Origin of the sequence: Rhodococcus sp. IEGM 1241, from assembly GCF_033142365.1 — a bacterium.
In the GTDB taxonomy this organism is placed as follows: Bacteria; Actinomycetota; Actinomycetes; order Mycobacteriales; family Mycobacteriaceae; genus Rhodococcus_F; species Rhodococcus_F erythropolis.
Window position 1 is genome coordinate 649,683 of sequence record NZ_JAWLSE010000003.1, and the last position, 26,079, is coordinate 675,761.

Annotated in this window: 24 protein-coding genes and 1 pseudogene; 7 read left to right on the top strand and 18 right to left on the bottom strand. The window is 61.9% G+C overall.

The features are described from left to right. From tsaB to R4P70_RS18055, 5 genes are all read right to left on the bottom strand, one after another. On the bottom strand, window positions 1–684 hold the full coding sequence (gene tsaB, locus R4P70_RS18035) for a tRNA (adenosine(37)-N6)-threonylcarbamoyltransferase complex dimerization subunit type 1 TsaB (protein ID WP_097387601.1): 684 nt from the start codon (window positions 682–684) through the stop codon (window positions 1–3). A 165-nt stretch (window positions 685–849) separates the two neighbouring features. Further along, window positions 850–1,341 carry a tRNA (adenosine(37)-N6)-threonylcarbamoyltransferase complex ATPase subunit type 1 TsaE gene (gene tsaE, locus R4P70_RS18040; RefSeq protein WP_283569494.1) on the bottom strand — a complete coding sequence of 164 codons (492 nt, stop codon included), beginning with the start codon at window positions 1,339–1,341 and terminating at the stop codon, window positions 850–852. Continuing rightward, on the bottom strand, window positions 1,331–2,383 hold the full coding sequence (locus tag R4P70_RS18045; protein WP_283569495.1) for an alpha/beta fold hydrolase: 1,053 nt from the start codon (window positions 2,381–2,383) through the stop codon (window positions 1,331–1,333). The genes tsaE and R4P70_RS18045 overlap by 11 nt, the downstream gene beginning before the upstream one ends. Beyond that, complete coding sequence (gene alr, locus R4P70_RS18050) at window positions 2,380–3,582, bottom strand: alanine racemase (protein ID WP_283569496.1); 1,203 nt, start codon at window positions 3,580–3,582, stop codon at window positions 2,380–2,382. The genes R4P70_RS18045 and alr overlap by 4 nt, the downstream gene beginning before the upstream one ends. Window positions 3,583–3,637: 55 nt before the next feature. Further along, on the bottom strand, window positions 3,638–5,071 hold the full coding sequence (locus R4P70_RS18055) for an NAD(P)H-hydrate dehydratase (RefSeq protein ID WP_283569497.1): 1,434 nt from the start codon (window positions 5,069–5,071) through the stop codon (window positions 3,638–3,640). A 38-nt stretch (window positions 5,072–5,109) separates the two neighbouring features. On the opposite strand from R4P70_RS18055, the gene R4P70_RS18060 reads away from it, so the two are divergent. Then, entirely contained in the window at window positions 5,110–5,481 is a 372-nt protein-coding gene (locus tag R4P70_RS18060; RefSeq protein WP_133728668.1) for a plastocyanin/azurin family copper-binding protein, read from the top strand. A gap of 54 nt (window positions 5,482–5,535) precedes the next feature. Here R4P70_RS18060 and glmS read toward each other — a convergent pair whose 3' ends face one another. After that, window positions 5,536–7,398 carry a glutamine--fructose-6-phosphate transaminase (isomerizing) gene (gene glmS / locus R4P70_RS18065; protein ID WP_020906923.1) on the bottom strand — a complete coding sequence of 621 codons (1,863 nt, stop codon included), beginning with the start codon at window positions 7,396–7,398 and terminating at the stop codon, window positions 5,536–5,538. 122 nt (window positions 7,399–7,520) lie between these two features. Here glmS and R4P70_RS18070 point away from each other — a divergent pair, with 122 nt between their 5' ends. Together R4P70_RS18070 and R4P70_RS18075 are read left to right on the top strand one after the other, a co-directional pair. Then, window positions 7,521–8,360: a chlorophyllase/cutinase-like alpha/beta fold protein gene (locus R4P70_RS18070; protein ID WP_020969056.1), complete on the top strand. Its 840-nt coding sequence runs from the start codon at window positions 7,521–7,523 to the stop codon at window positions 8,358–8,360. A gap of 6 nt (window positions 8,361–8,366) precedes the next feature. Then, window positions 8,367–8,594: a hypothetical protein gene (locus tag R4P70_RS18075; RefSeq protein WP_283569498.1), complete on the top strand. Its 228-nt coding sequence runs from the start codon at window positions 8,367–8,369 to the stop codon at window positions 8,592–8,594. A gap of 46 nt (window positions 8,595–8,640) precedes the next feature. On the opposite strand, the gene R4P70_RS18080 is transcribed toward R4P70_RS18075, so the two are convergent. The 9 genes and pseudogenes from R4P70_RS18080 to eccCb all read right to left on the bottom strand — a co-directional run. Beyond that, window positions 8,641–9,609 carry a hypothetical protein gene (locus R4P70_RS18080; RefSeq protein WP_279163697.1) on the bottom strand — a complete coding sequence of 323 codons (969 nt, stop codon included), beginning with the start codon at window positions 9,607–9,609 and terminating at the stop codon, window positions 8,641–8,643. 176 nt (window positions 9,610–9,785) lie between these two features. Beyond that, window positions 9,786–10,091, bottom strand: a complete 306-nt coding sequence (locus R4P70_RS18085; protein WP_019747569.1) for a hypothetical protein — start codon at window positions 10,089–10,091, stop codon at window positions 9,786–9,788. A gap of 111 nt (window positions 10,092–10,202) precedes the next feature. Then, the gene (gene glmM / locus R4P70_RS18090; RefSeq protein ID WP_070796113.1) at window positions 10,203–11,540 is read right to left on the bottom strand and encodes a phosphoglucosamine mutase; all 1,338 of its coding nucleotides are present in this window, start codon (window positions 11,538–11,540) and stop codon (window positions 10,203–10,205) included. 154 nt (window positions 11,541–11,694) lie between these two features. Further along, entirely contained in the window at window positions 11,695–12,207 is a 513-nt protein-coding gene (gene rpsI, locus R4P70_RS18095; protein WP_019747567.1) for a 30S ribosomal protein S9, read from the bottom strand. Beyond that, window positions 12,204–12,647 (bottom strand): 50S ribosomal protein L13, encoded by a 444-nt coding sequence (rplM, locus tag R4P70_RS18100; protein WP_019747566.1) that lies wholly within the window; start codon window positions 12,645–12,647, stop codon window positions 12,204–12,206. Before rplM ends, rpsI begins: the two co-directional genes overlap by 4 nt. Window positions 12,648–12,936: 289 nt before the next feature. Beyond that, window positions 12,937–13,230: a WXG100 family type VII secretion target gene (locus R4P70_RS18105; protein ID WP_003940975.1), complete on the bottom strand. Its 294-nt coding sequence runs from the start codon at window positions 13,228–13,230 to the stop codon at window positions 12,937–12,939. A gap of 87 nt (window positions 13,231–13,317) precedes the next feature. After that, on the bottom strand, window positions 13,318–13,623 hold the full coding sequence (locus R4P70_RS18110) for a WXG100 family type VII secretion target (RefSeq protein ID WP_003940986.1): 306 nt from the start codon (window positions 13,621–13,623) through the stop codon (window positions 13,318–13,320). 182 nt (window positions 13,624–13,805) lie between these two features. Continuing rightward, window positions 13,806–15,308, bottom strand: coding sequence for a type VII secretion-associated protein (locus tag R4P70_RS18115; RefSeq protein ID WP_070796259.1), 1,503 nt, complete (start codon window positions 15,306–15,308; stop codon window positions 13,806–13,808). After that, window positions 15,305–17,758 (bottom strand): annotated as a pseudogene (gene eccCb / locus R4P70_RS18120) (type VII secretion protein EccCb); the annotation flags it as partial. The pseudogene eccCb and the gene R4P70_RS18115, both read right to left, overlap by 4 nt. A gap of 97 nt (window positions 17,759–17,855) precedes the next feature. Here eccCb and R4P70_RS18125 point away from each other — a divergent pair. The 4 genes from R4P70_RS18125 to R4P70_RS18135 all read left to right on the top strand — a co-directional run bounded on the left by R4P70_RS18125 (window position 17,856) and on the right by R4P70_RS18135 (window position 20,132). Next, window positions 17,856–18,011, top strand: a complete 156-nt coding sequence (locus R4P70_RS18125; RefSeq protein WP_317831052.1) for a hypothetical protein — start codon at window positions 17,856–17,858, stop codon at window positions 18,009–18,011. 449 nt (window positions 18,012–18,460) lie between these two features. Then, window positions 18,461–19,000 carry a hypothetical protein gene (locus R4P70_RS18130; protein ID WP_317831053.1) on the top strand — a complete coding sequence of 180 codons (540 nt, stop codon included), beginning with the start codon at window positions 18,461–18,463 and terminating at the stop codon, window positions 18,998–19,000. 201 nt (window positions 19,001–19,201) lie between these two features. Then, the gene (locus R4P70_RS32730; RefSeq protein WP_080726632.1) at window positions 19,202–19,369 is read left to right on the top strand and encodes a helix-turn-helix domain-containing protein; all 168 of its coding nucleotides are present in this window, start codon (window positions 19,202–19,204) and stop codon (window positions 19,367–19,369) included. A gap of 55 nt (window positions 19,370–19,424) precedes the next feature. Further along, entirely contained in the window at window positions 19,425–20,132 is a 708-nt protein-coding gene (locus R4P70_RS18135) for a hypothetical protein (protein WP_317831054.1), read from the top strand. A gap of 79 nt (window positions 20,133–20,211) precedes the next feature. Here the strand turns inward: R4P70_RS18135 and R4P70_RS18140 are convergent, their stop codons facing one another. From R4P70_RS18140 to R4P70_RS18150, 3 genes are all read right to left on the bottom strand, one after another. Next, window positions 20,212–20,706, bottom strand: coding sequence for a type II toxin-antitoxin system VapC family toxin (locus R4P70_RS18140; RefSeq protein WP_317831055.1), 495 nt, complete (start codon window positions 20,704–20,706; stop codon window positions 20,212–20,214). Continuing rightward, window positions 20,699–21,445, bottom strand: coding sequence for a hypothetical protein (locus R4P70_RS18145; RefSeq protein WP_317831056.1), 747 nt, complete (start codon window positions 21,443–21,445; stop codon window positions 20,699–20,701). Before R4P70_RS18145 ends, R4P70_RS18140 begins: the two co-directional genes overlap by 8 nt. Window positions 21,446–21,637: 192 nt before the next feature. Continuing rightward, window positions 21,638–26,077, bottom strand: coding sequence for a tape measure protein (locus R4P70_RS18150; protein WP_317831057.1), 4,440 nt, complete (start codon window positions 26,075–26,077; stop codon window positions 21,638–21,640). Between the last annotated feature and the right edge of the window lie 2 nt (window positions 26,078–26,079).

Below are 26,079 nucleotides of genomic sequence, written 5' to 3' on the forward strand. Positions count from 1 at the left end.
TCACTTGCCACGTTCTGCGAGGGTCTTCGCATCCGGGCGTCGGAGGTACAGCGGCTCGAGCGGGGCCGGAACCGATCCGGCCAGAATCTCGCGAGCAGCGACTGTGACCAAGCCGGCCGGTGAGGGTGTCTCCGCCGGGTCGACGGGCAGATCGAAGAAGTCCACGTGCGAAGCTGATCCGGCAATCAGCGTCGAAGGCGAAGGATCAACGTCGCCGGCGGAATTCACAGCCGGTCCTTCGACGCGCACTCCGCCGGCATAGCGCGCCCAGTAGATCTCGCGACGCCTCGCATCAGTCACGACGAGCAGGCTCTGTGTGGTCGGTACCGCAGCCGCGATGGCGTCGAGGCTGCACACGCCGTACACGGGAACACCGAGTGCATCACCGAAGGCAGCGCCTGTCGCCATGCCGACACGCAGTCCGGTGTACGGCCCCGGCCCGACACCCACGACGACGGCGTTCAACTCTGCCGGCGTGAGCCCGGCCTCGGCGAGGCATTCGAGGACGTGAGGGGTCAAGACCTCGGCGTGCGCACGAGGATTGACCGTGACACGCACGGCAAGCGTCTCCACTGTGCCCGGCGACTCGGTGCCCGGTGACTCTGCGTCCGGTGACGGAGCAGACAGGGAGACGACTCCGGCAGTGACTGCCGGCGTGGAGGTGTCAATTGCGAGAACAAGCACGATTTCTCAGGGTACCCGCACGTGAAGAACTACTTCCGGCCCGGGAGGGTCACGACGTCCGTAACACCAAACGCCGTTTCACGACGTCTGCGACACAAAACGCCGTTTCACGACGTCTGCGACACAAAACGCCGTTTCACGACGTCTGCGACACGAAACGCCGTTTCACGACGTCCAGGACCAACTCGCAGTCCGCACATCCGATTCAGGTTCCCGATGAAGCTGCACGCGCAAGTGTCGTTCGACGAGCCTTTCCACGACGTCACCACCCCATTCGACCACCACCACTGCATCGGTGAGGTCGGTGTCGAGGTCGAGGGCATCGAGTTCGTCGAGCGCATGCGGTCCGCTGTCTCCCAGCCGGTATGCGTCGACGTGGATCATGCCGACGGGAACTCCGCCGCCGGGGCGGGTGCCCGGACGATGCTCACGAGCGATGACAAACGTCGGGGACGTCACCCGGCCCTGCACTCCGAGCCCGGCGCCGATTCCGCGCGTCAACGCGGTCTTGCCCGCCCCGAGTGGCCCGTCCAGCACCACCAGGTCGCCGGCAACAAGTCCCGCCGCCAACCGTCGGCCGAAAGCCTCGGTGTCCTCGGCCGTTTCCAACGTGATCTGTCCGGATTCGGGAAGTCCCGTGGCGTTCTCAGACGACATCGGACCGCTCTTCTACCTGTGCACGCTGCACCAGCTTGTCGATTGCGTCCGTCACGATCGCCGGGAACTCGAGCTGCACCAGATGGCCGGCCCCGTGAACTCTCACGAGTTCAGACTCGGGGAGATCGGCAGCGAGACGCTTGGAGCTGATGAACGGAATCATCATGTCTTGATCGCCGCAGATCACGACTGCCGGTGTGTGCACGAGCACCTCGAGGGACGCGGACTCGTCGTGCAGTTCCAACGTCCGCAAGAAATTGACGATGGTCACGACCGAGGTCCGGTCGAGCATGCCGTCCGACAGCTCATGCAGTCGTGGGCTGACATCGGTGCCGTACGACGCTGCACGCAGGATCGGCGTGATCAGTACTCGCGCAGCGCCCCGGGCGTGCTGAACCACTCCTGGCGAGGTGCGCACTGCCAACCGGAACCCGTCGATGATCGGATTCTGCAGATTGCGGGTCAGACCGGTCTCGGCCAGCCCTGCCGCCGTCGTCGCGACCAGCCCGACGCCGATGACTCGGCCCTCGAACCATTCGGGTCGCTGACCGGCGAGCGCGAGCACCGTCATGCCGCCCATCGAGTGGCCGACGAGAACTATCGGTCCCTTGGGCACTTTGGCCTCGACGACAGTCGCGAGGTCGCGGCCAAGCTGCGAGACCGTGCAACTCTTCGAACGCGGCATACCTGAATCTCCGTGTCCGCGCTGGTCGTAGAACACCATGCGAACCTTGTTGCCCCATCGCTCTTCGAGCTGGCGGCGCTGGAAATGCCAGGACAGCGCACTCAGGCAGTACCCGTGCACGAAAACGACTGTCAGCGGAGCGTCATCCGGTCCCACTTCGCGAACTGCCAGCTCGACGCCGTCCTCGGTGCGCACCGTGCTCTTGCGGTCGCGCGTCATGAGGTCGAAGTCCTCGTCCGCGTAGATTTCCCGGCCCGGACGCGTCGCGGTCTTGAATGCATTCACGCCGGCCATCGAGCCGAGCGCCACAGCGCTGAGCAGGCCACCGAGAATGCTCATCTTTCCTGCAGTCTTCATGACGTCTCTCCCCCGGTGTACGTACGCACAGTGCGTCCACGTATTCCGGTCACGACCTCGTAGTGAATGGTGTCGAGTACGTCGGCCCAGGCCTGCGCGTTGGGTTCGCCGTGATCGCCGTTGCCGAAGAAGATCGCGGTGTCGCCTTCGCGAACTCCGTCGCCGTCCGGCCCCAGGTCCACCAACACCTGGTCCATGCAGATCCGCCCGACGGCCTGGCGACGCTTGCCGCCCAACTGCACTTCGAACTTGCCGCTCAGTGAACGAGTCAGACCGTCGGCGTAGCCGACGGGAAGCAGCGCAAGAGTGGTGTCGTGCGGTGCGACCCACTGATGCCCGTAGGAGACGCCCTCTCCGGCGGCCACCTTCTTCACCAGAATCACCTTCGCTCGCAGCGTCATCGCCGGTCGTAAACCGAAATCTCCGAGTTCGGGCACCGGAGACAATCCATATATCGCGATTCCGGGTCGAACCATGTCAAATTGCAGGTCAGGACGGGTGACTGTAGCGGCGGAGTTGGAAAGATGAACAACTTCGGGTTCGAATCCGCGAGCGCGGACGTCGGCAACCGCTTCGATCAAACGCTGCTTCTGCATGTCGATGACGTCGTGATGCGGTTCGTCCGAGTGCGCAAGATGGGAAAACACTCCGCGCAGCCTGATCGTGCCCTCGTCCCGGGCCGTGGCGAGGTCGTCGAGCATCTGCGGCCACTCGGTTCTCGAGACGCCGTTGCGATTGAGACCGGTGTCCACCTTGAGTGTCACGGTCGCCTGTTGTCCCAGAACCCGTGCCGCGTCGACGACAGCAGCCAGGTGCCGCGGCGAGGACACGCCGATCTCGACGTCGGATCGGATCGCCGAGGAGAAATCGGCGTCGAGGCCGTGCAGCCAGGCCAGGACGGGAGCGGTGATGCCTGCCTCGCGAAGGACCAGTGCCTCCGCGATGGTGGTGACGCCGAGTTCCCGGGCTCCGGCCGACAGTGCCGTCCGCGCAACCGCAACTGCGCCGTGGTTGTATCCGTCCGCCTTGATGACCGCCATCAACGCTGCATCACCGGCAAATTCACGCAGGACACGCACGTTGTGCGCGATCGCGTCCAGATCGACGACTGCCTCCGTCTGCGGCCCTACTGCGTCGTCGAGTCGGCTCGCCTTCCCCTCCGCAGGCTCCTTCGGTGCTCTTCCCTGGGCAAGCGTCATGGCGACAATCCTGCCACCCGCGCAGAATCGGACACGTGTTCGGGTTTGAACACCCTCAATCAAGGGCAAAAGCGCGAAGCACACGCACCGACTCGCGCAGACCTCCCAGCAGCGGCGAAGCCGAAATCGGTGCTCCGGCGACATCGCTCTGACCGCCGGCAGCGGCGATGTTCGCAGCCAACGCGTGAGCCCGCGCCCCGACGGCCCCGGCTTCGAGAGGGCTCAGACCCGCCGCCAGCAACGCGCCGATCACACCGGAGAGGATGTCACCCGAGCCTGCGGTCGACGCCCAGGAGCCGCCGGCGTCGTTGACCAGGACCTCACCGCCGGGATCCGAGATCACCGTCGTACGGCCTTTCAGCAGAATCGTGACTCCGAGGCGTTCGGCGAGAGCACGCGTGGCCGCGATTCTGTCGTCGCCGAGTGGTGTGAATCGTGCGAACTCGCCGGCGTGGGGCGTCAGAAGAGTCGGCGCGGTCCGGGCTGCGACAAGTTCGGGACGTTGAGCGAGGAGGGTAAGTCCGTCCGCATCGACGACAACGGGTACATCGGTAGCCAGTACCGACGCCAGAAGCCGCGCGGCGTCGTCGTCGGTACCCATACCGGGTCCGACCACCCAGGCCTGAACCCGCCCGGCGGCTTGGAACGTCTCACTCGCAATCACCTCCGGGAACCGGGCGAGCACCTCGGCGGCGCCGTGCCCGGCGTAGCGAACCAGTCCGGAGGTCGCGGTCACCGCGGCGCCGGTGCAGAGCACTCCCGCGCCGGGATACTGCTCACTTCCCGCAACGATGCCCACCACACCCTGCGAGTACTTGTCGTCCTCCGCGCCTGGCACCGGCCACAGCGCACCGACCTCGGCCGGATCGAGCGAACCGAACGCCGGTTCGCCGACGCTCAATCCGATATCCACGAGTTCGACACGACCACACAGCGGAGCCGCGAGTACGTGCACCGGCTTGAGCGCACCGAATGTGACCGTCACATCAGCGGTCACCGACGGGCCGTCCACTGCGCCGGTGTTCGCGTCGACGCCGCTCGGAAGATCGACCGCCACGATCGGTGCCTCCACCTGGCCGACGAGCTCGGCTGCGTCAGGCCTCAGACCGCCGTGCCCGGAAATCCCGACGATGCCGTCGATCACCAGATCCGGCGACCCGACTTCGGCAGCGACTCGGCCACCGGCCTTCAGGAGAGCGTCGAGGCCCGACCGATGAGCGCGCGCCGGATCGAGCAACACGGCCCGAACACTCACACCTCGTTTGCGGAGCAACGCACCCGCCCACAGGGCATCACCGCCGTTGTCGCCGGTACCGACCAGAAGCGTCACCGACCGATGCGCGACCGATCCTGTACGGGAACGTAATTCGTCCGCGACGACTCGCGCGAGACCGTACGCCGCTCGACGCATCAGCACTCCGTCGGGCAGCTTGTCGAGCAGCGGCGCCTCCGCTGCTCGCACCTGATCGGCTGTGTAGTACCCACGCATGTCGGAACCCTTCAGTTGCCGTCGCTACCCTCGAAACCATGAAATCACGTCTTCGCCCGGCAATCGCGGGACTCGTCCTCGCTCTCGGCCTGGTCGGGTGCAGTTCCGGCACCGACTCCACACCATCTGCGGCCGAAACGACGGCGAGCGGACCCGTGGTGACCATCTCCGGGATGGCGTACTCCCCCGCTTCCATCACCGTGAACGTCGGCGACACCGTCACGTGGGTATTCGACGACAACGGAATGGCCCACGACGTCAACGGCCTCGGAGACGCCAAGGGCAAACTCCGCAGCCCACTCAAGAAATCGGGAACTTACACCTACACGTTCACCGAACCCGGGACCTACGACTACACCTGTACACCGCATCCCGAGATGCGCGGAACCGTCGTCGTCAAGACGCCGTAACGCACTCGGGCCCCACAGTCTTTCGACTGCGGGGCCCGAAATTCCCTACGAAAACTATTCGACCGTAACCGATTTCGCCAGGTTACGCGGCTTGTCGACGTCGTATCCGCGTGCCGCGGCAACCTCGGCCGCAAAGATCTGCAACGGAACCGTGGACAGCAACGGCTGCAGCAGAGTCGGTGACGCGGGAATCTCGATCAGGTGATCCGCGTGCGCCGCGGCGACGGTATCGCCTTCCTCCGCGATGACGATAGTCGTTGCCCCGCGCGCCTTGATCTCCTGAATGTTGGACACCAACTTCGAGTGCAGGACAGCGCGACCCTGCGGCGACGGCATGACGATGATGACCGGAAGGTCCTCCTCGATCAGCGCAATCGGGCCGTGCTTGAGCTCACCGGCGGCAAAGCCCTCGGCGTGCATGTACGCAAGCTCCTTGAGCTTGAGCGCACCCTCGAGCGCCACCGGGTAGCCGACGTGGCGCCCCAGGAACAGCACGGTCGACGCGTGCGCGAACTGGCGTGCCAACGCGCGCACCGGTTCTGCCGTCTCGAGCACCTTGCTGACCAATGCGGGCATAGCTTCGAGGTCGGCGTACTCGCGCGCAACCTCGTCCGGATACTTGGTGCCGCGAGCCTGCGCCAAAGCCAAACCGACGAGGTAGTTCGCGGTCACCTGCGCCAGGAAGGCCTTGGTCGACGCAACCGCGATTTCCGGTCCTGCCCGCGTGTAGAGAACGGCGTCGGCTTCGCGCGGGATCTGTGCACCGTTGGTGTTGCAGATCGCCAGGACGCGTGCCTTCTGGTCCTTGGCGTGCTTGACCGCTTCGAGTGTGTCCGCCGTCTCCCCCGACTGGGAGATCGCGACAACAAGCGTCGAGCGATCCAGAACCGGGTCGCGGTAACGGAATTCGCTGGCGAGTTCGACCTCGACAGGTAGACGCGTCCAATGCTCGATCGCGTACTTCGCCAACAGTCCGGAGTGGTAGGCACTACCGCAGGCGACGACAAACACCTTGTCGACGTCGCGCAGTTCCTGATCGGACAACCGCTGCTCGTCGAGGACGATCTTCCCGTTCTCGAAGTGGCCGAGGAGCGTGTCGGCGACAGCGGTCGGCTGCTCTTCGATCTCCTTGAGCATGAAGTAGTCGTGACCACCCTTTTCGGCGGCCGCGAGATCCCAGTCGATGCGGAACGGGCGCCCCTCTGCCTCGTTGCCCGCGAAGTCGGAGATCCGATAGCTGTCGGCAGTGATCACCACTGCCTGATCCTGTCCGAGTTCAACCGCATCGCGTGTGTGCTCGATGAACGCAGCGACGTCGGAGCCGAGGAACATCTCGCCCTCACCGACACCGACGACGAGCGGCGTCGAGCGGCGGGCGGCGACAATCGTGTCCGCGTGGTCGGCGTGCGTGAAGACGAGCGTGAACGCACCTTCCAACCGACGAACCACCGACAGCGCACTCTCGATGAAATCACCTGCCGTCGGTCCGTGGGAGTACGCCCGGGCTACCAGGTGAACTGCCACCTCGGAATCCGTGTCGCTCTGAAGCTCGACGCCTGCAGCCTCGAGCTCCGCACGCAGCGGGGCGAAATTCTCGATGATTCCGTTGTGAACGACAGCCAGCTTGCCCGACGCATCACGATGCGGATGCGCATTACGGTCGGTCGGTCGCCCATGCGTCGCCCACCGGGTATGACCCATACCCGACGTACCGACAAAGTGATCCGCGCCGTACTCGCCGAGCTCCGCCTCGAGGTTGGCCAACTTACCGGCCTTACGCTCGATCTCGACCCCACCGGTTCCGTCGAGAATCGCGATTCCCGACGAGTCGTACCCGCGATACTCCATTCGCCGTAAAGCCTCCACCACAACGCCCAGAGCTGGGCGGTGGCCGACGTATCCCACGATTCCGCACATGGTGACTCAGGGTACTTGGACATCGGCGGTGGGCGCATTTTGCGGTTCCCCAGACATCCCCCAGCCGGTTGCAGCGTCGGCTCCGCATACACGAGACGGCTCATCGGATAACGTCTTCAACCGTGGCACCGAAACTGAAGACACTGACCCGTGAGCTGTCCAAGCGCGGCCCGCACCGAGTTCTCCGCGGCAACCTCGCCCTGGCCGGACAGCCGGGTGTCGTGTACACGCCGGAAACCGGTTTCAATCTCCCCGCCGTTGCGTTCGCGCACGGGTGGATGGTCGGGTCCCACAAGTACGAGCAGACACTCCAGCACCTCGCTTCCTGGGGAATTGTCGCAGCGGCGCCCGACAGCGAACGCGGTCCGGTCCCGTCCCATCTCGGCTTGGCTGCAGATCTTCGAGCGACGCTCGACATCTGCGTCGGCGTGCGACTCGGCCCCGGCCAGATCAGCGTCCACCCCGATCGAGTCGCCTTTGCCGGTCACGGCATGGGCGCGGGCGCGGCGGTACTGGCCGCAGCGCAGCGCGGGGATGTCGGTGCGGTAGCCGCGCTGTTCCCGGCCCCGACAGCACCCAAGGCGGAGAACTACGCGTCGAAGATCACAGCGCCCGGATTGATCCTTGCCGGCCAAGACGACGTCGATTCCTTGACCAGCAATGCGCGCCCGCTGAGCGTGGAGTGGGGCGGTCCCGTCGTCGCACGCACCGTGAACGACGGCCAAGACGCCGGACTGATCGAAGGCCGCCGACTCCTCGGAGCCCTGGGCCTCGGTGGATCCGAGCGCAAGACACAGTCCGCCACACGGTGCCTGCTCACGGGCTTCCTGTTGTTCCATCTGACCGGCGACAAGAAGTACCAGGACTTTGCTGATCCTGATGTCGAGATTCCACACACGGCGCCGTTGCTCCCGGTTGAACCTCACTCCGACGCGCGGGCCAGCCAGCTGTTGCGTAAGTAGGAGTCCGTGCTCGCCTCCGCCTGCGGGCTCGGCTTCGTCGGCGTCGGCGTCGGCGTCGGCGTCGGCTCTGACGCGGATCGCAGATACGGGCCGGATCTGACCGACCCTTCCGTGTCGTTATCGGCAGATGTCGATTCGGGCGGCGGCTCCTGGCGCGATTCCTCGCTCGCCACTGCCGCTCTGCGCTCACGGAAGTCCTCGAGCGCTCTGCGCTCACGGAAGTCCTCGAGTTGAGAATCGAGAGTTCGACGGATCTCTTCGAAGGGCGCGTGAACGGACTTCACAGCGGACCAGCTCCGGCCAGCTCAGCGCCCGTCTCTCCGTCGGGGCCGGCGATCGACTCGTCCGGGACTGTGACAGGCGGCTCCGGGTCCGGCGCGGGCGAGACTTCGGCGGTGGTTTCAACCGGTATTTCGGGCTGGGGAATATCGGGCTGGGGAATTTCGGGGTGAAGTGTCGCGGGCTGGGACGCTTCTTGCGGGTATGTCTCCTGCATGACCGCCTCCCGATCGGCATCAAAAACTATTCTCGGCCAACCGTTTTCGTCCAACTCCACGGCGACCGACACAGAGTTCCCGTCAGCACCGGCGACATCGAGACTCACCCCACGACCGTCGGACGCAATCGAGAAACCCCATGTGTTGCCGCCGATCGAGAAAGAGATCGGCGCAGCCGCGGCACCGGATTCGATCGACTCGGCGACCGGCAAGGTCGACGGGAAGGCGTCTGTCACCCACTGAGTCGCGGCATCAAAAGCATCGCCTACCGCGCTCGCACACTGCGCGCACGCCCTGTCGAATTCGTCGCGGGCATCCAGATACGCCGAGCGAAAAACGGTGTCCAGCCATGGCGCCGCGCCACGACCGCTGGAAGCGACGTGAGCCAGCTGATCGATCTCCCCCGCACCCAGACCGCCGATGGTCGCCCGGTCGAGGCTGGCCACCTTGAAAGCTTTGTCTGCCAAGGCCGTTCGAACAGTCCGCGCAAGTTCGTCGGCTAGCGTGATCAACAGTGGCGCCGAATCCGCATCGGACCGAGCTTCGCGCCGCGCGGCGAAGACCTGATCGACGACCGCATCCACGCCGGAAACATTCCACACTGCGGGAAGATTCTCGGCCAGGACCGTCAGCATCGCGATCTCCGCGACCGAACCGTCCACCGCCGCAGCCATGTCCGACATGTCTCGCGTCAGTGCCGCGATATCGATGCCCGCCTCTGCGCGATATGCATCCTCATAGGAGGTAAGCATCCGTTCTTCGAAACCCAACCGGGTGGCCAGGTCGTGAAATCGGCCGAAGAACTGCAGTCCGCTAGCGCCCGCTTCCAGAATTTCGTCGGGATGAGCATGTGAATCACGCAGTGCAAGAATATCTTCGAAAGAACACGGGCCGTTCGGTACTGCCTGGGCTGTAAGGCTGTTCGGTATCACGAGGCCGACCCGCCGGAGTCCCGCACCCGCCGCGCACCCTCGCGATCCGCCTCAGTGATTGCCTCAGCCGAAGAGGAAAGCCGGCGCGCCAACGTATCGAGAAGATCCGCACGGCCAGTCAAGCGAGAATTCAGGACCGCCAATGCCGACGCCAACGCGGCTCCGTGCTCGGCGTAGTCACGGCCCGAAGCGGCACCGCCCCATCGCAAACGCTTGATCGGCTCGGCAGAATCGCGCAGACCCTGGGCCACCGACACCGCATGACGTGCCAATTCATCTGTTCCAGCGCGGTCGACATCCACGAGCGCCCCCAAGTTTCAACGGAACCACTCGCACGTCGAGCGGCCTTTGACTCCTTGGACGCAGCGGGGCGCAATTGCGTTCCCTCTAAACGCGAACGCGTAATGAGGGGGCTACACCGAACCGACGATCTCGGCCAACTCGTCAGCCAGCTTCTGCGCGAGCGGAAGTTCAGTGGCCTCGACCATGACGCGGACCAGTTGCTCTGTCCCGGACGGGCGCAGGAGCACTCGACCACCGTCACCGAGAACGCGCTCGGCGTCCGCGACTGCTGCAAGTACCGACGGCGACGCTGCGACTGTCGCCTTGTCCCCGACCTTCACGTTGATCAGCACTTGCGGGAGGGTGGTCATCGTTGCAGCCAATGCCGATGCCGACTTACGCGTACGAGCCATGCGTCCGAGCAGCCGGAGACCGGTGAGAATTCCGTCGCCCGTGGTGCCGAACGCCGGCAACACAACATGACCTGACTGCTCGCCACCGAGGCTGTACCCGCCCGCGCGCAATTCCTCCAAGACGTAGCGGTCGCCTACGGCAGCAGTCACGATGTTGATGCCTGCCTCGCGCATCGCGATGTGCAAACCGAGATTGCTCATGACAGTCGCGACGAGAGTGTTCTCGACCAACTCCCCGGCCTCGTTCATCGCGATCGCCAGAACAGCCATGATCGCGTCACCGTCGACCACCGCGCCGGTCTCGTCGACGGCCAAGCAGCGGTCGGCGTCGCCGTCGTGCGCGAGGCCTAGATCCGCCCCGTGATCGACTACGGCTTTCTGAAGATTCTCCAGGTGCGTCGATCCGCAGCCGTCGTTGATGTTGAGGCCGTCGGGATCGGCGCTGATCGCGATGACGCGAGCGCCCGCTGCTGCGTAGGCAACCGGTGCGAGCGCGGAAGCAGCGCCGTTGGCGCAGTCGACGACAACGGTAAGTCCAGCGAGTGGCTCGCTCGCCGCGCTCGCCAGATGCGCAAGGTACAGCTGAGCGGCGTCGTCGACCGCGCGGACTCGGCCGATGCCGGCACCTGTCGGAAGGACCGGCGGCGCAGTGCCGTCGAGTGCATCCTCGATCGCCACCTCGACAGCGTCATCCAACTTGTGCCCACCGGCCGCGAAAATCTTGATTCCGTTGTCCGGCATGGGATTATGCGATGCAGAAATCATGACACCGAGACTGGCGTCGAGCTTTGCCGTCAAGTATGCAACTGCCGGAGTCGGAAGGATACCCACGTCGAGCACGTCGACGCCTGCGGAACTCAACCCGGCCGTCACCGCGGCTTGAAGCATCTCACCGCTGGCGCGAGGATCGCGGCCGATCACGGCGGTCGGACGGGCATCCGAAGTGCCGGCTGTCAGTACGCTCGCCGCGGCAACCGCCAATCTCAATGCAAGATCTGCAGTCAGATCCGAATTGGCAAGTCCACGAACACCGTCAGTACCGAACAACCGACCCATAGAACGACTCCTGAATCCTGTGAACCTCGAGAATGAAACTCGAGAATGGAATTTCTCCGAGAAACACAAGAGCGAGCGTCCGGTAACGATGGACGCCCGCTCTTGTGGTGAACAGGTGCCGAAGCAGACCCGTCGGGTCAACCTCGGCAAAGCATCAGCGCTTGGAGTACTGCGATGCCTTACGGGCCTTCTTCAGGCCGTACTTCTTACGCTCGACCGCGCGGGCGTCACGCGTCAGGAAGCCTGCACGCTTGAGGGCCGGACGATCATCAGGGGTTACCTCGATGAGTGCGCGCGCGATAGCCAGACGCAGTGCGCCTGCCTGACCGGACGGGCCGCCACCGTGCAGCAGTGCAATGATGTCGAAAGACTCGGGACGCTCGACGAGCACCAGCGGAGCCTTGATCAGCTGCTGGTGAACCTTGTTGGGGAAGTAATCCTCCAACGTACGGCCGTTGAGCTTGAACTGACCGGTACCGGGAGTCATCCGGACGCGAACGACAGCCTCCTTGCGGCGACCGACGGTCTGGACCGGGCGATCGAGGACGATCGGTGCGAGCGTAGCTGCAGCAACCTCTTCGACGACCTCGACTGCGTCAGCGGCGACAAGCTCTTCCACTGCTTCGATGTTCTCTTCGGACACGTTCTGCTCTTCCGGCGATGTCACTGTGCGACCTGCTTGATCTCGAACGGCACCGGCTGCTGCGCGGTGTGGGGGTGATTCGGGCCCGCGTAGACCTTGAGCTTGCTGCTCATTGCGCGGCCGAGCTTCGTCTTGGGGAGCATGCCGACAATGGCCTTCTCGACGAGACGATCGGGAGTCCTGTCGAGGACCTCACCGACAGTGCGGGACTTCAGGCCACCCGGGAATCCGGAGTGGTGGTAAACGTTCTTGCCCTGCAGCTTGTTGCCGCTGATGGCAACCTTCTCAGCGTTGATGATGACAACGAAGTCACCACCGTCGATGTGCGGCGCGTAGGTGGGCTTGTGCTTGCCACGCAGCAAGTTCGCTGCCTGAACGGCAAGACGGCCGAGCACCACGTCAGTGGCGTCGATGACGTGCCACGAGTGGGTCACATCTCCGGCCTTCGGGGTGTACGTAGACACAGATCTTCCTCGTCTTAATTCATTCCACTGCTGACCATGTGCGTATCGCGTAAACGATCCTCGGCGGCCAGTTGAGACCCGAGAACCGCCGGTCTCCACGCATTTCTGCCGGAGCCCTACGGCACGCCACCGATAGACGATACCGGTCTACCCGCTGCCAGGTCAAAGCGCAGCCATCTCCGCCGACAATGCCCTCGTCCGGAACCAGCAGGTAAGCGATCGACATGCGACTGCCCCGGCAACCTGACGGTACCGGGGCAGTCGGGGTGTCGTCACGACATGAATGTTGTCAGCGACCGAACCCGTTTGCGGCGATCCGGTCAGCTTCCTGCATCTTCTCCGAGCCGCTCGCCGTCGCTCCGGCGATCTGCGCGAGAACCATGTTCAGTTCTTCGGACGCCTGGGCCCAGCGGCGCTGTGCGTCGTTCCAGGCTTCGGAACCTGCCCCTTCCCAGCCTGCTTGCAGCTTGTCGACGACAACCTTGATGTCGCCCTGCTTGTCGTTGATCGCTTTGGCCTGCTGTTTCATCTGATCGGACAGCATTGCGAGGCCGCCGAAGTCGTACTTGATCCTGTCGGACATAACTGCTCCCGGTTCGGTGTGACTGGAGAGAACTTTGTGAGAACTACTGGCTGAGGACTGCTTGATCGAACGGCGAAGAGCTGACGGTCAGGACATGTTCACCGTCGCGCCGCGAAGCGAGCTGACGTTGTCGTCTTCGGTCGAGTCGAAGGTTCCCGCAGCCTGTTTGATCTGCTCGCAGATGTCGGTTAGAGCAGTGTCCAACTTCAGGGCCGCGCTGTTGTATCGCTCCATGATTCCTGCGTATTCGACCTGCGCCGCACCGTTCCACGAATTGTGCGAAGCGTCGGCCTCCGACCGAACAGCGTTGACCAGTCCCCTGATGTCACCGAGATGTCCGTCGATGGTCCCCGCCGAATCGATCAATTCAGCGGTAGTTGCGGTAAAGCCCATGTCGTCCCCCTGGATTCGGTGAGTACCGTTCGGTATCGGCGACCACCCACGACGGCTTGTCCGTCGGATGTGCACCGGGGTCGAGCGGAACTCCCTGATGTGCGCTACACATACTTTGACGCGACCTCCGTGCCAACGGTTCCGGCCCGATCGAAGAATGTTTGCAGAACCGACCGATCCGGTCAGGGCGTGAATTCGAGTGACTGCCACATCCGCAGGCAGTCCGCTTCGAGACTGTCCCACTCACCGACCAGATACTGGCAGCCGATACTCACTTGCCGACCGTTGTCGACGTACACGCGCCAACGCACCTCGGAGAAATCGTCCGGAAACTCGACGTACACCACTGCCTGTTTTCCTGCGGCATCGTCGATCACAGAAAACTCTCCGAACCGCAATGGGTCCTCGAACGCCGAAAACTGCTGACGCAAAGCGGCTTCGACGGAATCGAATCCAGCACCTTCCGCAAGACGTTTCTCGATGACCACGATCTTGCGATCAGCGCCGGAACTGGGTATCAAATCGGTGCGCCCGCTCGAGGTCCCTCGTGACAGAAGCTTCCAATCGGAAGGCAGCTCTGCTGCAACGCTCCCCACCTCCACACGCGTGAGTTCCGGCGTGACACCGGACTCGATCGACGGAATCGAAGTCTTCGGCGCAGGCTTTTCCTGCTCTTTCGACGCCTCCACGATCTCGACTTTGTCTTCCGCCGCAGCTGCGACCGAGTCCGCCAACCGAGAATCGCCTCGGTCGCGAGTCGACACCACGACCGTTGCCGCGACAGCAGCGACGACGGCGAGCACCGCAAGCGCCGCCGCGAACCGTCGACGGCCTCCGTGCCACCCGCCGACTCGACGGGGCGAGGTGGCAGTCGAGTCCACGGAAGGAATCGACATCGCGCCATCCGGATCGCCTACCCACCCGGCGCCAAAAGCTGAATTGTCGACGATTCGACCGGAACTGTCCCGCGCAGTTGTCTGGCGAACGAGCGTCCGAGGATCCACCAGAGACGACGCCACCCGACTCTCGTCCAGAATTCGAATGCTCGCATGGCCGTGGACATTCGTCGACCCACGTTCGAGCGAAGCCGCAACGGCATGGGAGCGCGGCCCGACCAACACCACAGCGTCCCGAACCGACAAGTCCCCGATTCCGGAAAACAACCCCGCAACGTCTGCGATCGCCGAGCTTTGTGCCCCGTCGATTCGGAGTTCACCGTCGACCTCAACGACAACAGAAGCGACCACCATTCCGCCACGCAGTTCGAGGACGACACACCGTGATCGCCAGGCTGTACGAGCCGACCTCGCCGCCGCGACCGACGTCGGAACGAGGACGACGTCGTGCGCCACTCGCCGTGCGGCATCGAGCAATCGCCGCCTGCGTGGGGCACCCCAGTCCGAGGGATGACTGAGATAGAGGATGTCTGCATCGACGATTCCGCACCCGTCCATCGCACTGGAGATCAGCCTGGCCAGCTCCAGGACGGTGGGGACAATCCGACCATCTACGTCGACATAATCGTCGTCGACGTAATCGATCGCATTTTCACCGGTCGTACCGGGACCCGACGCCGGTTCGCGTCTGAGGTCTGCACTGCAACAGAATTCGCGTTGACCCGAGACGACCCAGATATTGGATGCACCCCAATGTAGCGAGACCGACACCAAGGACGGAACGGTCACAGCGGTGGCATCCACGGAACTTGGACAAGTTGGGTTTGCGACCGAGAAACGTAGACCCCACGACCTTCCGGCAATGCCGACGCGCGGACGGTGCCGACGAGATTTCCCTCGTCGCGACTTCCGCTCATGATCAATCCGGCCGGTGCCATGTCGCGAATTCTCGCAATGACCGGCTCGTAGAGTGCTCTGGCCGCGCCACCGGAACGGCGGGCAATCACCAGGTGCAAACCGATGTCCTTGGAATGCGGAATGTACTCGAGCAACGGCGCCACCGGATTACCACTCGGTGTGGCCACAAGGTCGTAGTCGTCGATCAGTACATAAATCTCCGGTCCACTCCACCACGACCTTTCCCGCAATTGCTGCTGTGTTGTTTCGGCGTTCGGCATTCTGGCGGCGACGATCCGAGCCAAGTCGACCATCAACTCACCGAAGGTCGTCGACGACGCCGAGTAACCGCCGAGGTGATTCCCTTCGACCACTCCCAGCAGGGAATGCCGATAGTCACCGATAATCAACTTGGCCTGCGCCGGTGTGTTCGACGCGATGATCCCTTCCGCTATTCCGCGCAAAAGAGATGTCTTGCCACACGCGGTGTCGCCGAATATCAAGAGGTGCGGGTGTTCCCGGAAGTCCATGTACACCGGGGAGAGGTCGGTCTCACCGAGCCCGATCGGCACGGTGAGGCACCGACCGTCGGCCGCACTCGGTGATGGCCACCGGGTCCCGACAGCTTCGAGAAGTTCTGCCCGCGAGTACGAATCCGGAAGCATCCGCACGGTGGGCGCCGGGCGCGAATTCGACATGGCTGCAATATGTTCGACCGTCGACGCCACAGACCCACCGGAATTCTCACTACCTGGCGAACCGCCGATTCGAGGTAGTCCGGTGAGAAGGTGAAGCCCGTCGCGCGTGATGCCACGACCCGGTCGACCTTCCGGCACCAGGCTGGCTTTCTGGCGACCCGCATCCGAATCTCCCGGATCACCCAATCGAAGTTCGATGCGAGTACCCAGTTGATCCTTGAGTGCCGGCCGGATCTCGGCCCACCTCGACGTCGTGACGATCACGTGCACACCGAAGGACAAACCTTGACCGGCGAGCATGTTGATCTGAGGCTCGAGTGATTCGAAATCCGAACGAACGCTGGGCCAACCATCGACGACGAGGAAGACGTCACCGTACGGGTCATCTCGGAGTCCCGCCGCCACACCTTCCCCGGCGGGATCAGCTGTTCGCAATCCTCGGAAATCGGCCATGGAGTCGATGCCGAGGTCACGAAACAGCCGCTCCCGTTTCGCGACCACACCGAGTACCTCGGCGACCGTGCGGCGGACGCGGTCGGAATCCAAGCGGTTTGCCACCGATCCGACGTGCGGCAGATCTTTCAATCCGAGGAGCGTTCCACCGCCGAAGTCGAGGCAGTAGAACTGAATCTGTTCCGGCGTGTGCGTCATGCTCAGAGACAAGATCAACGTGCGCAAGGCCGTCGACTTTCCCGACTGCGGGCCGCCGACGATCGCGAGGTTGCCCGTTGATCCGTTCAGATCGGCGACGAGAAGATCGCGGCGCTGATCGAACGGCCTGTCGACTACGCCGAAGGGTGCGCTCAGATTTCCGCGAGGTTGATCACCGGCCGCCCACCGCGGCAACAACTGGTCAAGCGTCGGGGATGCCTCGAGCGGCGGTAGCCACACCTCGTGCGCGCGTGGGCCGTGAGAGCGCATTCGGTCGACGAGGACTCCCATGAGAGTACGTGCATCGTCACCGACTTCACCCATGTCGATGACATCGGGCTCGACGGGAACGACAACAGCCTCTGGCCCGACCACGGGCGTCGCGGTAAACGGCAGCGGCGCGAGTTCGACGGGGGAATCTACCGAGAATCGAGTGGGCACTATCCGCTCACCCTCGTACGGGCCTGACACGTATGCACCTTGGAAGCGAACGATCTCAGCAGAATCGGACTTCAGGTATCCCGCACCGGGTGTGCCCGGCAGGTGATAAGCATCGGGAACGCCGAGAACGGAACGAGACTCGTTCGCCGAGAACGTTTTCAAACCGACGCGATACGAAAGATGGCTGTCGAGACCCCGAAGCTTTCCTTCGTCGAGCCGCTGACTGGCCAGCAGCAGGTGAATGTGAAGTGACCTGCCCAATCGCCCGATGGCCACGAACAATTCGGCAAATTCCGGCTGTTGACTGAGCAGTTCGGAAAACTCGTCGACAACGACGAAGAGTGCAGGCAACGGATCGAGTGCAGCGCCGGCCAGCCTCGCCTTCTCGTAGTCAGACACGTTTGCGAAGTTTCCTGCCGCACGCAGCAGTTCCTGTCGACGATTCATTTCGCCGGCGAGCGCGTCCTTCATACGATCGACCATCGCCAATTCCTCGGCAAGGTTGGTGATGATCGCAGCTACGTGCGGCGCCTCCTCCAGGCCAACCGATGTCAGGGTTATCCACTGTAAGGATCCACACAAAAAAGACGGCCCCAGCGAGTGCGTCAACACTCAGCCAGGGCCTCGGCCCAAACGGAATGAGACTCCGATGAACCGTACAAAAAATGTAGCAAGAGCTACCGACAAACTTTCGACCAGCGAGAACGTGCGTGAAATCGCCGCCGTAATGCTGATCCTCACTACCGCCTACGCCGCCACATACGGCTTCCTTAAAGCGCTCATAGCGCTGGGATGGTGCGCCTGATCTGAACGGGGCAACGGTGATGCACGGACCATTCCGGCACCCGTAGATCACCACTCCCCCCGCTCGGATTTCGATTTACCTCCTGCGCCCAAGAGTCATATCGGGTGTGACGGCTAGCCACCGTTGAAGTCACCCGTCAGATGGGTAGTAGCACCCATTCCGATCACACACAGGCACTCGTTGAAGGCAGGCCCGGACGAGGACAGCGTGGCAGCTGTAGCCCTGTGGTGAACATCCCGGCCCTGACAGCCCGAGTAATTCCCGGACTGTGGACATACCAAGCAATCGACCGACGTGACCGACGCGGCCCTTGTGGCAGTCCTCTGACCTATTGCGTCAGGGGTCAGCCCTGCGCTGCTACTCCCTCGGCTCCCTCTGCGGTCACCAATACACATGCCCCAGAAGCATTCTCAGCGCCAAGTAGCGCTGCATCACACTTGGAGTACCCCATGAACTCAACACCCGCCTACGGACTCGATGTCGACATCGACGGCACCTACCAAATCACCCACACCAAGCATGACATCGCCGCCGAATCTGCCTACGCGATGCGCGTAACGACACACACCACGATCACCCCAGGGGAAGTCCCCTCCTATGACGTTCTGGTTGAGCAGAGTCATGGCCGTGAACTCGAGGTGGATCTGACTACGGGTCTCGAACTTCTGAAGTCACTGACGAAAGCATTGGAGACGCTGATGGTTTTGCAGCCTGATCACGAAGCAACTGTTGAGTACCGAAAGGCTCAGACTGCACGAGAATCCGCTTGTGCGTCGCCCGTCGCAGAACCAGCCAAGAAGCTAGAACCGTGGGCCAACGCGAAACCAGTGCACCCCAGGCTCTTCGCCAACCGCGCCCGCAGAACGAACATCGCTGACGACGCCGCTTCGTGCACAGCGTTTCACGCCCTACGCAACCCGGATGCCACCCCCGAAACTCTCGCGGCTCTTCACGAATGGTTCACCGAGTCGCTATCGAAGTCCGAATAGACCCAGAAACGACAAAAAGCGCCCCACCTGACACATAGCCAGGTGGGGCGCATTCGTTGTCAAACTTGTGCAAGAAGTTGTGCGAAAACCCAAGAATGACAGCGAAGTTGGGAGTCGACACGCCTAAAGTTGGGAGACGTTGATCGTAGTGCACACGGCCGATAACGTGCTGTCGTCCATTGCCGTCAACGGAGAGTCACAATGCTCGAACTTCACACACCGAACGAGGCTGCGGCCATCGCCAAATGCCACCCAAACATGATTTACATGGCTTTGCAGAGCGGCGAGCTGAAAGGAATCCAACGCAAGTTTAAAGGTCGCTGGCTGATCGAAAACTCAGAGCTTGAGAAGTGGCTCCTATGTCTATGAAATTTTTCGGACCGACTGGTATCCACTGTCTGAGCAACCTGGTAGTAATACTCGCATGAACAGGACATTCGCCGCAGTAGTGGCAATCAGTTCGGCTGCATTCATCCTGGGCGGATGCTCCAGCAACGCTGAGGGTCAGGCAACAGCAGCGCCAGCGCTCACTCTCGAAGAGCAATACAACGCGAAAATGACCTCAGCAAAGATTCAACTAGCTGCCGGCGACTACCAAGATGACATTGCGCTATGTGAAACCCTGCGCACCACCGCCGCATCTGGCGGCGACCCAGTCCCACTTCTAGTTGAGAAAATCACGCGCCCGCCAGGACTCGACAGCACAACCGCACACCGAATCGGACGCATCAAAACGATGATTCCAATCCTCTGCGACGACCAAGTTCCGACGCTGACACGCGCACAAACTGATTTCAATATCTTCCCGGAAACACCCCGCGCGCCCCGAACTACTCCCAGCAGCACACGTGCTGCCGCTACTACAACGAGTGCGGCGCCCGTTCCGGCAGGGCCGCGAACAACCTTTGCGAGCGGCACGTTTGTTGTGGGCACTGATGTTTCGGCAGGAAACTACTCGACGAATGGTCCGAGCAGCAGTGTAGGCATGTGCGCGTACACCTTCCTGCCCCGTAAGGGCGCAACATTGGAGGAGGCTGAGGGCGGTGCCTCGATTTTCGGGCCCGGATACATGGAACTCTATGAAGGCCAAATCGTCCAATCTCTAGGCTGCACTTGGACGTTAGACAATTAGACAGCCACGCCGGAAACGCAGAAACCCACCCGCTCTCTGGCGGGTGGGTTTCTGCTGAACTTCGTAAGGACCTGGAGACTCAATATTCCGGGACGGCACCAGTCGACGTCAGCAAAGCGAGATCGTCATCAGATTCCGGTGGTTCGATGATCGCGATTCCGGGATAACTGACCTTTAACAGCCCATTGTCCCTGGTGTAGAGAGTTTCAGACCATCGAACTGCCGTAGCCAAGACTGATGCGTCCGCACCTTTGAGGTCATAGGTGTACGCCAGCGTCGCTGCATGGTGAGCTAGATCCGCAGACAGATCCGCAACCATAAATCGGCTGTTACTAAGCCATCCCATGGCACGATCGATCCGATCCTGGCGTGCAGACTTGCCGCCCTCGCTTCCCCGGATCGGCCCGGACCCAGTTAGTTCGGCAACCACGATCGCGGGAAGGACCACAATGTGCTTGTTGTTGTGACCTTCCAGAATTGATCGTGCACGTTTCTGGTCTTGGAGGTCCGCGCCGACCAGGAAGTCCAGCAGAACGCACGTATCGACTACGACACGAGGCAGGTCTTTAATCACGCTGATGCCTCACCCAATCCACGGGATTTAAGCCACCCGTCCAATCGCGACCCAAAATACCCGCAACTTCGTCCAGCGTCAGTTGTTCCTGAGACCCAGGGACAGCCTCAATACCTTCAAGCTTGATCTTGGCAATAGTGCCGTCTTGAGACCGATACACCTCACCCCATGCAGTCACCTGCTGGTCAAGATTTGCCTTTACGTCCTGAGCAAGTCTCTCTGGGAATTTAAGGTCAACGGCCTTACCTGTATTCCGATCCCGCAAACCTGCGCTCCTCCTGGAAACGTCATTTGCATAGCGGAATAGCTGTCCCCGAACGGATCCTAAGGAAACTGAGACATCCCGAAGTCCGAGACTTGCGTTGTCTGCAATGACCTCGTCGATGGCACAGACCGCGCCATCGATGTCAACCACGATGGCTTTAACGCCGCGTCGCTGATTGACTTTCTCAAGTTCGACAAGGCCAGCCATGCTGGCCAAGTTCCAGCCATCCGGCATGATCGGCGAATAAGTCAGCGACTGTATTCCCGTGCTGAGCCGCTCAACTCGATGAAAGTCTGTCTTAACTCCGTACTGCGCGCTGCCGATCTTGAGTTCTGACAATGTCAGTTCAGGCTCACCCTCGCCGTCGATGTTTCGCATGATCTTGTCGAGAGCGGTGATGGCATCGGCGACCGCCAGGGGATCGATTTCGCCGTGCTTCCCCTGTAGTTTTACGAGAACTTCGTCTTTTGCCAATGCGCACCTCCTTCGTCTGGTGTCCATGTTCCACTACCTGCCTCATACTGTCACGGTTTATTTCGCGGGCGAGGAGCCGCCCACCAGCCGGGGCCAGTGGGCGGCTCCTCGCCTAACTCGCAGGTTCAGGCAAACCTGCAGGACCGCACTCAGACGTTCCTGTAGGTATCGCTCCTAGCCTTATGACTGGACTCACCACGAACCTGTGAATCCATGGACCTTCTTCTGCTGTTCGAGCCGCATCCAGCGGGCGAACTCCTCGAAGTTCGCCGTACTGATCGGCGCATTGAAATTCACGCTGTGATCATTCGAGACCGATGTCGGTTTCGCAGGCGCCAAAGTGGAACCCGCAAACGCCTGCAACTGACCCGGCGAATTGAAAATCGGCTCAGGACGCTGAGACAAATTGATACCCATCTCACCAGGCATCAACCAACCACCATCATCAAAAACTTTCGGCGCCTTCACACCCCAACGCTCAAGAATCTCAGCAGCAGACATACCGCCCGTCTGCGCATCAATCTCAGCCTGAGTGAATGTTGCAGGCGTCGGTGCAGGAATCGCAGGCTTACCCATCAACTCGGCGAAGTCCGTCGACAACCAACGGGACTCCCCGATCCCGAAGTAGTCCTGACCCTCAAGGCCTGTGAAGAGTGCGTCCACGGCGTTGTGGCCGAACGACTTCAGGATCCCATTCAGCGAGTAGTCCTTGCTTCCTGTTTCCTGCTTGCCCTTCAGGACCTCGGCGAGTCCATCCTTCGCTTCTTGCAGTGCGATGTCGGCCCGCAAACGATCATTCGGTGATGCTTCGGCGTCCGCGTACACATCATTACGACGCTCATCCGCATCATCGACCTGCATCTGAGCTTCGAGGCGTTCAATCTCCGCGTCGGTGTAGGCCTTCGAAAGTTCGGGCGCCTGTGGTGACGGTCCCTTCTTTCCTGTTCCGGCCTCATCCTTCTTCGCTTGAAGATCGACGACTTTCTGCTCGGCCTGACGCACCTTCACATCAGCTTGATCCCGATCAGCCTGCGACTTTTTCTCGTCGGCGTAAACCTTGTCGCGGGCTTCCTTCGCCTGCTGAACAGCAATGTCCGCGGACTGCAGGTCAAGTTCCTGCTTGTCTGTCCACGTCACCTCACTGGTTGCGCCGATGCTGGTTCCTTGTGCTTCGTTCCAGCCGGCGATCATCGAGTTCGGCAGATGCCACTTGAACGGGAACTGGCTCGACTGCGCATTTGCGCGACCGTTGTCAAGACCCGAAGTGCCATGCGCACCACCAGATTCAGCAGAGTGACCACCAACTGTCGCCGCCATATGCTCTTCGGAAACACCAACCTGGAACTGCGTACCTGCGGGACCGAGACCAGGCTGAAGACCAGCGACACCGCTAGAGCCGAGGAGGCTGTAGGTCGTGTACAACCGCTTTACGGATCCGGTCACACCCATCACGATTTGTTGCAACCAACCAACAAATCCGGAGCAGTCGAAATTGGTCGGCCCCGTTCCGCCCCACGCGTACTTGTTCCCATCAACCGAAGCACCCGCAGCCAGAGCATTCGCGATGCCGTTCCGTCCTCCCTCTGCGTATCCGGGGAGTTTCGGGAATGTGCCGGCGTTGATTGCCGCCAGTTCCCGGTCGTACTTGTCGGAGGATCGGCCATTGATGACCCATTCGCCCTTGTCGAGTCGGGCTCGTGGAACACCGTCTGCGCCGACTCCGAGGAATCCGTCAACCATGCCGGTTCCCGGCCCTGTGGTCGGCAGCTTCCCACCAGTCGCATACTGCGGCAAACGCCCACCGAGATGGTTGCCTTCGATCCCCCAGATAGCCCGAGCACGCTCGGCAGACCAAGCCGGCAAGCTCGCGTCGACACTGTTGATCCGGCGAAGTTCCACGTCGATGGCAATCTGACGTTGCTGCTTCGTGAACGCATCCAACTCGGCCCCGGCCTTCGGGATGCCGACAACCGACACATTCGTCTTCAGATCAGCGGGGAACAGACGATACGTGTTCGCCAGAGCCTCAGCGTATTCGCGCGTTCTGCCCGACTGAATCTGCTGGTTAATGAAGTCGTCACGCACACGCTGACCAGCAGCCTCAGCCGCAGCCGCAGCCTGCTCAACCGAATTCGTCTGCTGCATCGCAGACGTGAACGCCGCAGAACCAGCATTATCGAACGCCGACTGAACCTGAGCCATCGCATCCCACAACCGAGAACCAGCCTCAGTCGTGGTGTTGATCTTGCCGCCCGCATCGACAACACCCGCACCGGCCTCAGCCGCAGCAGAACCAAACGACCTCAAAGCATCGTTGACCGCTTTTTGGGAGGCTTCGACTGACATCGAGTCCCCGCGGAGTGTCGCCAAACCACCATTGAGAATGTCGATTTTCGCCGCAGCACCACCAGTCGAATCTTGGAACTGCTTCATCGTCTCGGTCATCGTGCCCAGAGCGGTCGATGTACCTGAAGCGTCGATGAAGCCCGCGGCGAAGCTCAAACGAGTCTGAGACTCCTGAACCTTGCGTGCTTCCTCGTCAAGCTTTTTGAAGTCCGCCAACGCATTTGCAGCTTCATTGGCTTTGTCCTTCGACCCGCCGATATTGAACAGCGAACCCAGAGCCGAGGATGCGAACCCCTCCGAGCCCTTACCGACCCGCTCTTTGTTCACTTCAGCTTCGATGCGAGCCTGCTCTTCGAGAACCTTCAAGGTCTCTTGCATCTCTAGTCGGGATCCCGCCAGACCCTTCGATGCGACACCGCCGGACACACCCACCGCTTCGAGGAACTCGACCAGCGAGCGCCCTGTGCCTGCGAGCTTGCTCGTCTCCAGAGCAGTCGCCGCAGCACGCTGGGTGGTCGCGTTCAGTTCGCCGTTGGATGCGTAGAGGGCCTTGCCGAGACCTTCTGCGGCTTCCTTCAACTCACGCTGATGTGCCGCTGCCTTCTGGCTGTTCTGCCCGAACAGGACCAAGGCTCCGATACCTGCAGCCATTGCGATACCGAAAGGTCCGCCCATTGCGTTCATCAAGCCGCCGGCAGCGATCCGCATGCCCGTGCCGGCTGCCGCAGCAGTACCTAGCGCAGAACCGAAGCGAGAGACACTGCTCTGTGCGTTGCGGAAAGACGACGCCATACGAGCCACAGACCCGGTGCCTGTGGACAGGTAGGCGACCGAAGCGCCCAGACGACTGATCTGAGTGCCAGTTGCCGCGAACATCCGCTGCGTGTCAGCGATTCCGCGGGCACCATTTCGGAATGCACCGAAAGCACTTGTGCTCGCCCCCTGGAGGCGTTGCATCCCCTGGGTAGCCGCCACCATCGAAATCAGCTTGAAGCCCGCGTACGCGCCAACCAGAGCCGTCACGATGCCCTGATTCGCCGACATCAGCCCCGACAAAGCAGCGAACGCCGGAACCAACACCGCATCAGCGATATTCGCAGTCACTTCGAGAGCTGACAAGAACACACCCCACGAAGAAACACCCAGAGCGCCAGAAGCATTCACCAGCGACGTAGCGATCCCCGCGAGAGAGGGTCCGACCTTCTGCACAGTCCCGAGGAGAGTGTTGAAGACCTCGGTGAGCCGGTATCCAGATGTCTGAACGAGATCCGAATCAAGTGCCGCGGAGAAGATGCCGCTGATCTTCGAAGCGATCCCCGGCCCGGCAGTGTCAACCCACGTTCCAAACGAGGTGACTGCCGCGGTCGCGAAATCCAGACCCTTGGACGTGACACCAGCGATCGCCCCACCGATATCGAAGTTTTCGGGCAACAGCTTCCCGAAAATCAGTTCGTCGACAGCCTGTGCCAGAGGGCCGACATGCTTAGCGGTCTCATCGAATGCTGCAGTGATACCTGCCATGGCGGCTGGCAGACGCTCAAAGCCGGGACCGATCGCCTCAGCACCGAGACGGCCGATCGAAGCCTTCATATTCTCGAAGGCACCCTTGACGGTGTTACCCGATTCGAGAGCAGCCCCGCCGATGTTGTCAGAGATGACCTTTCGGAAAGTCGCGGAATCGACCTCACCATCCGAAACCATCTTGGACAGTTCAGCGCCGGTGACTTTGTATTCGTCCTGGAGCCACGTGAAGATCGGAACACCACGGTCCGAGAGCTGATTCAGTGTGTCGGTGAAGACCACGCCGCTCGTGGTGGTCCCGTTGATGATGGAACCCATCTCTTCGAGAGATGTGCCCGCGATCGTCGCCGCATCTGCAGTGAGCTTGAGGTAGTTCGTCAATTGCTCGCCCGGAGCGATACCCGCAGCAACCGCCGAAGCAGCGATCGTGGCCGCATCACCCAGACCGAACGCAGTGCCCTTCACCGAGGCAAGAGCCGACTCCATGACCTGGGCTGTGGACTCTGCAGTGTGTCCAAGTCCGCGGAGCTTGCCCTCAGCGGTATCGATCGCCGTGAGACGACCCATACCCTTCACCAGGGCGGTGGCCATCAGACCGCCAACGGCGAGCCCTGACCCGATAGCGCCGGCCTTTAGCGCCGTGGCGATGCCCGACGACATCTTTGAACCGATGTTCTTGCCGGTAGCGTCCGCGCCTTGCTCAGCCGCACCGAGTGCCGCCCGAACCTGTCCAGGAACCTGCTTGGTGTCAACAATTAGGCTCACAT

Bases quoted from the DNA above. Each gene is read 5' to 3' on its own strand.
- tsaE (WP_283569494.1), bottom strand. From the start codon at position 1,341: ATGTCGTCTGAGAACGCCACGGGACTTCCCGAATCCGGACAGATCACG.
- R4P70_RS18045 (WP_283569495.1), bottom strand. From the start codon at position 2,383: ATGAAGACTGCAGGAAAGATGAGCATTCTCGGTGGCCTGCTCAGCGCT.
- alr (WP_283569496.1), bottom strand. From the start codon at position 3,582: ATGACGCTTGCCCAGGGAAGAGCACCGAAGGAGCCTGCGGAGGGGAAG.
- R4P70_RS18055 (WP_283569497.1), bottom strand. From the start codon at position 5,071: ATGCGTGGGTACTACACAGCCGATCAGGTGCGAGCAGCGGAGGCGCCG.
- R4P70_RS18060 (WP_133728668.1), top strand. From the start codon at position 5,110: ATGAAATCACGTCTTCGCCCGGCAATCGCGGGACTCGTCCTCGCTCTC.
- glmS (WP_020906923.1), bottom strand. From the start codon at position 7,398: ATGTGCGGAATCGTGGGATACGTCGGCCACCGCCCAGCTCTGGGCGTT.
- R4P70_RS18080 (WP_279163697.1), bottom strand. From the start codon at position 9,609: ATGCTTACCTCCTATGAGGATGCATATCGCGCAGAGGCGGGCATCGAT.
- glmM (WP_070796113.1), bottom strand. From the start codon at position 11,540: ATGGGTCGGTTGTTCGGTACTGACGGTGTTCGTGGACTTGCCAATTCG.
- R4P70_RS18105 (WP_003940975.1), bottom strand. From the start codon at position 13,230: ATGTCCGACAGGATCAAGTACGACTTCGGCGGCCTCGCAATGCTGTCC.
- R4P70_RS18110 (WP_003940986.1), bottom strand. From the start codon at position 13,623: ATGGGCTTTACCGCAACTACCGCTGAATTGATCGATTCGGCGGGGACC.
- R4P70_RS18125 (WP_317831052.1), top strand. From the start codon at position 17,856: ATGAACCGTACAAAAAATGTAGCAAGAGCTACCGACAAACTTTCGACC.
- R4P70_RS18130 (WP_317831053.1), top strand. From the start codon at position 18,461: ATGAACTCAACACCCGCCTACGGACTCGATGTCGACATCGACGGCACC.
- R4P70_RS32730 (WP_080726632.1), top strand. From the start codon at position 19,202: ATGCTCGAACTTCACACACCGAACGAGGCTGCGGCCATCGCCAAATGC.
- R4P70_RS18135 (WP_317831054.1), top strand. From the start codon at position 19,425: ATGAACAGGACATTCGCCGCAGTAGTGGCAATCAGTTCGGCTGCATTC.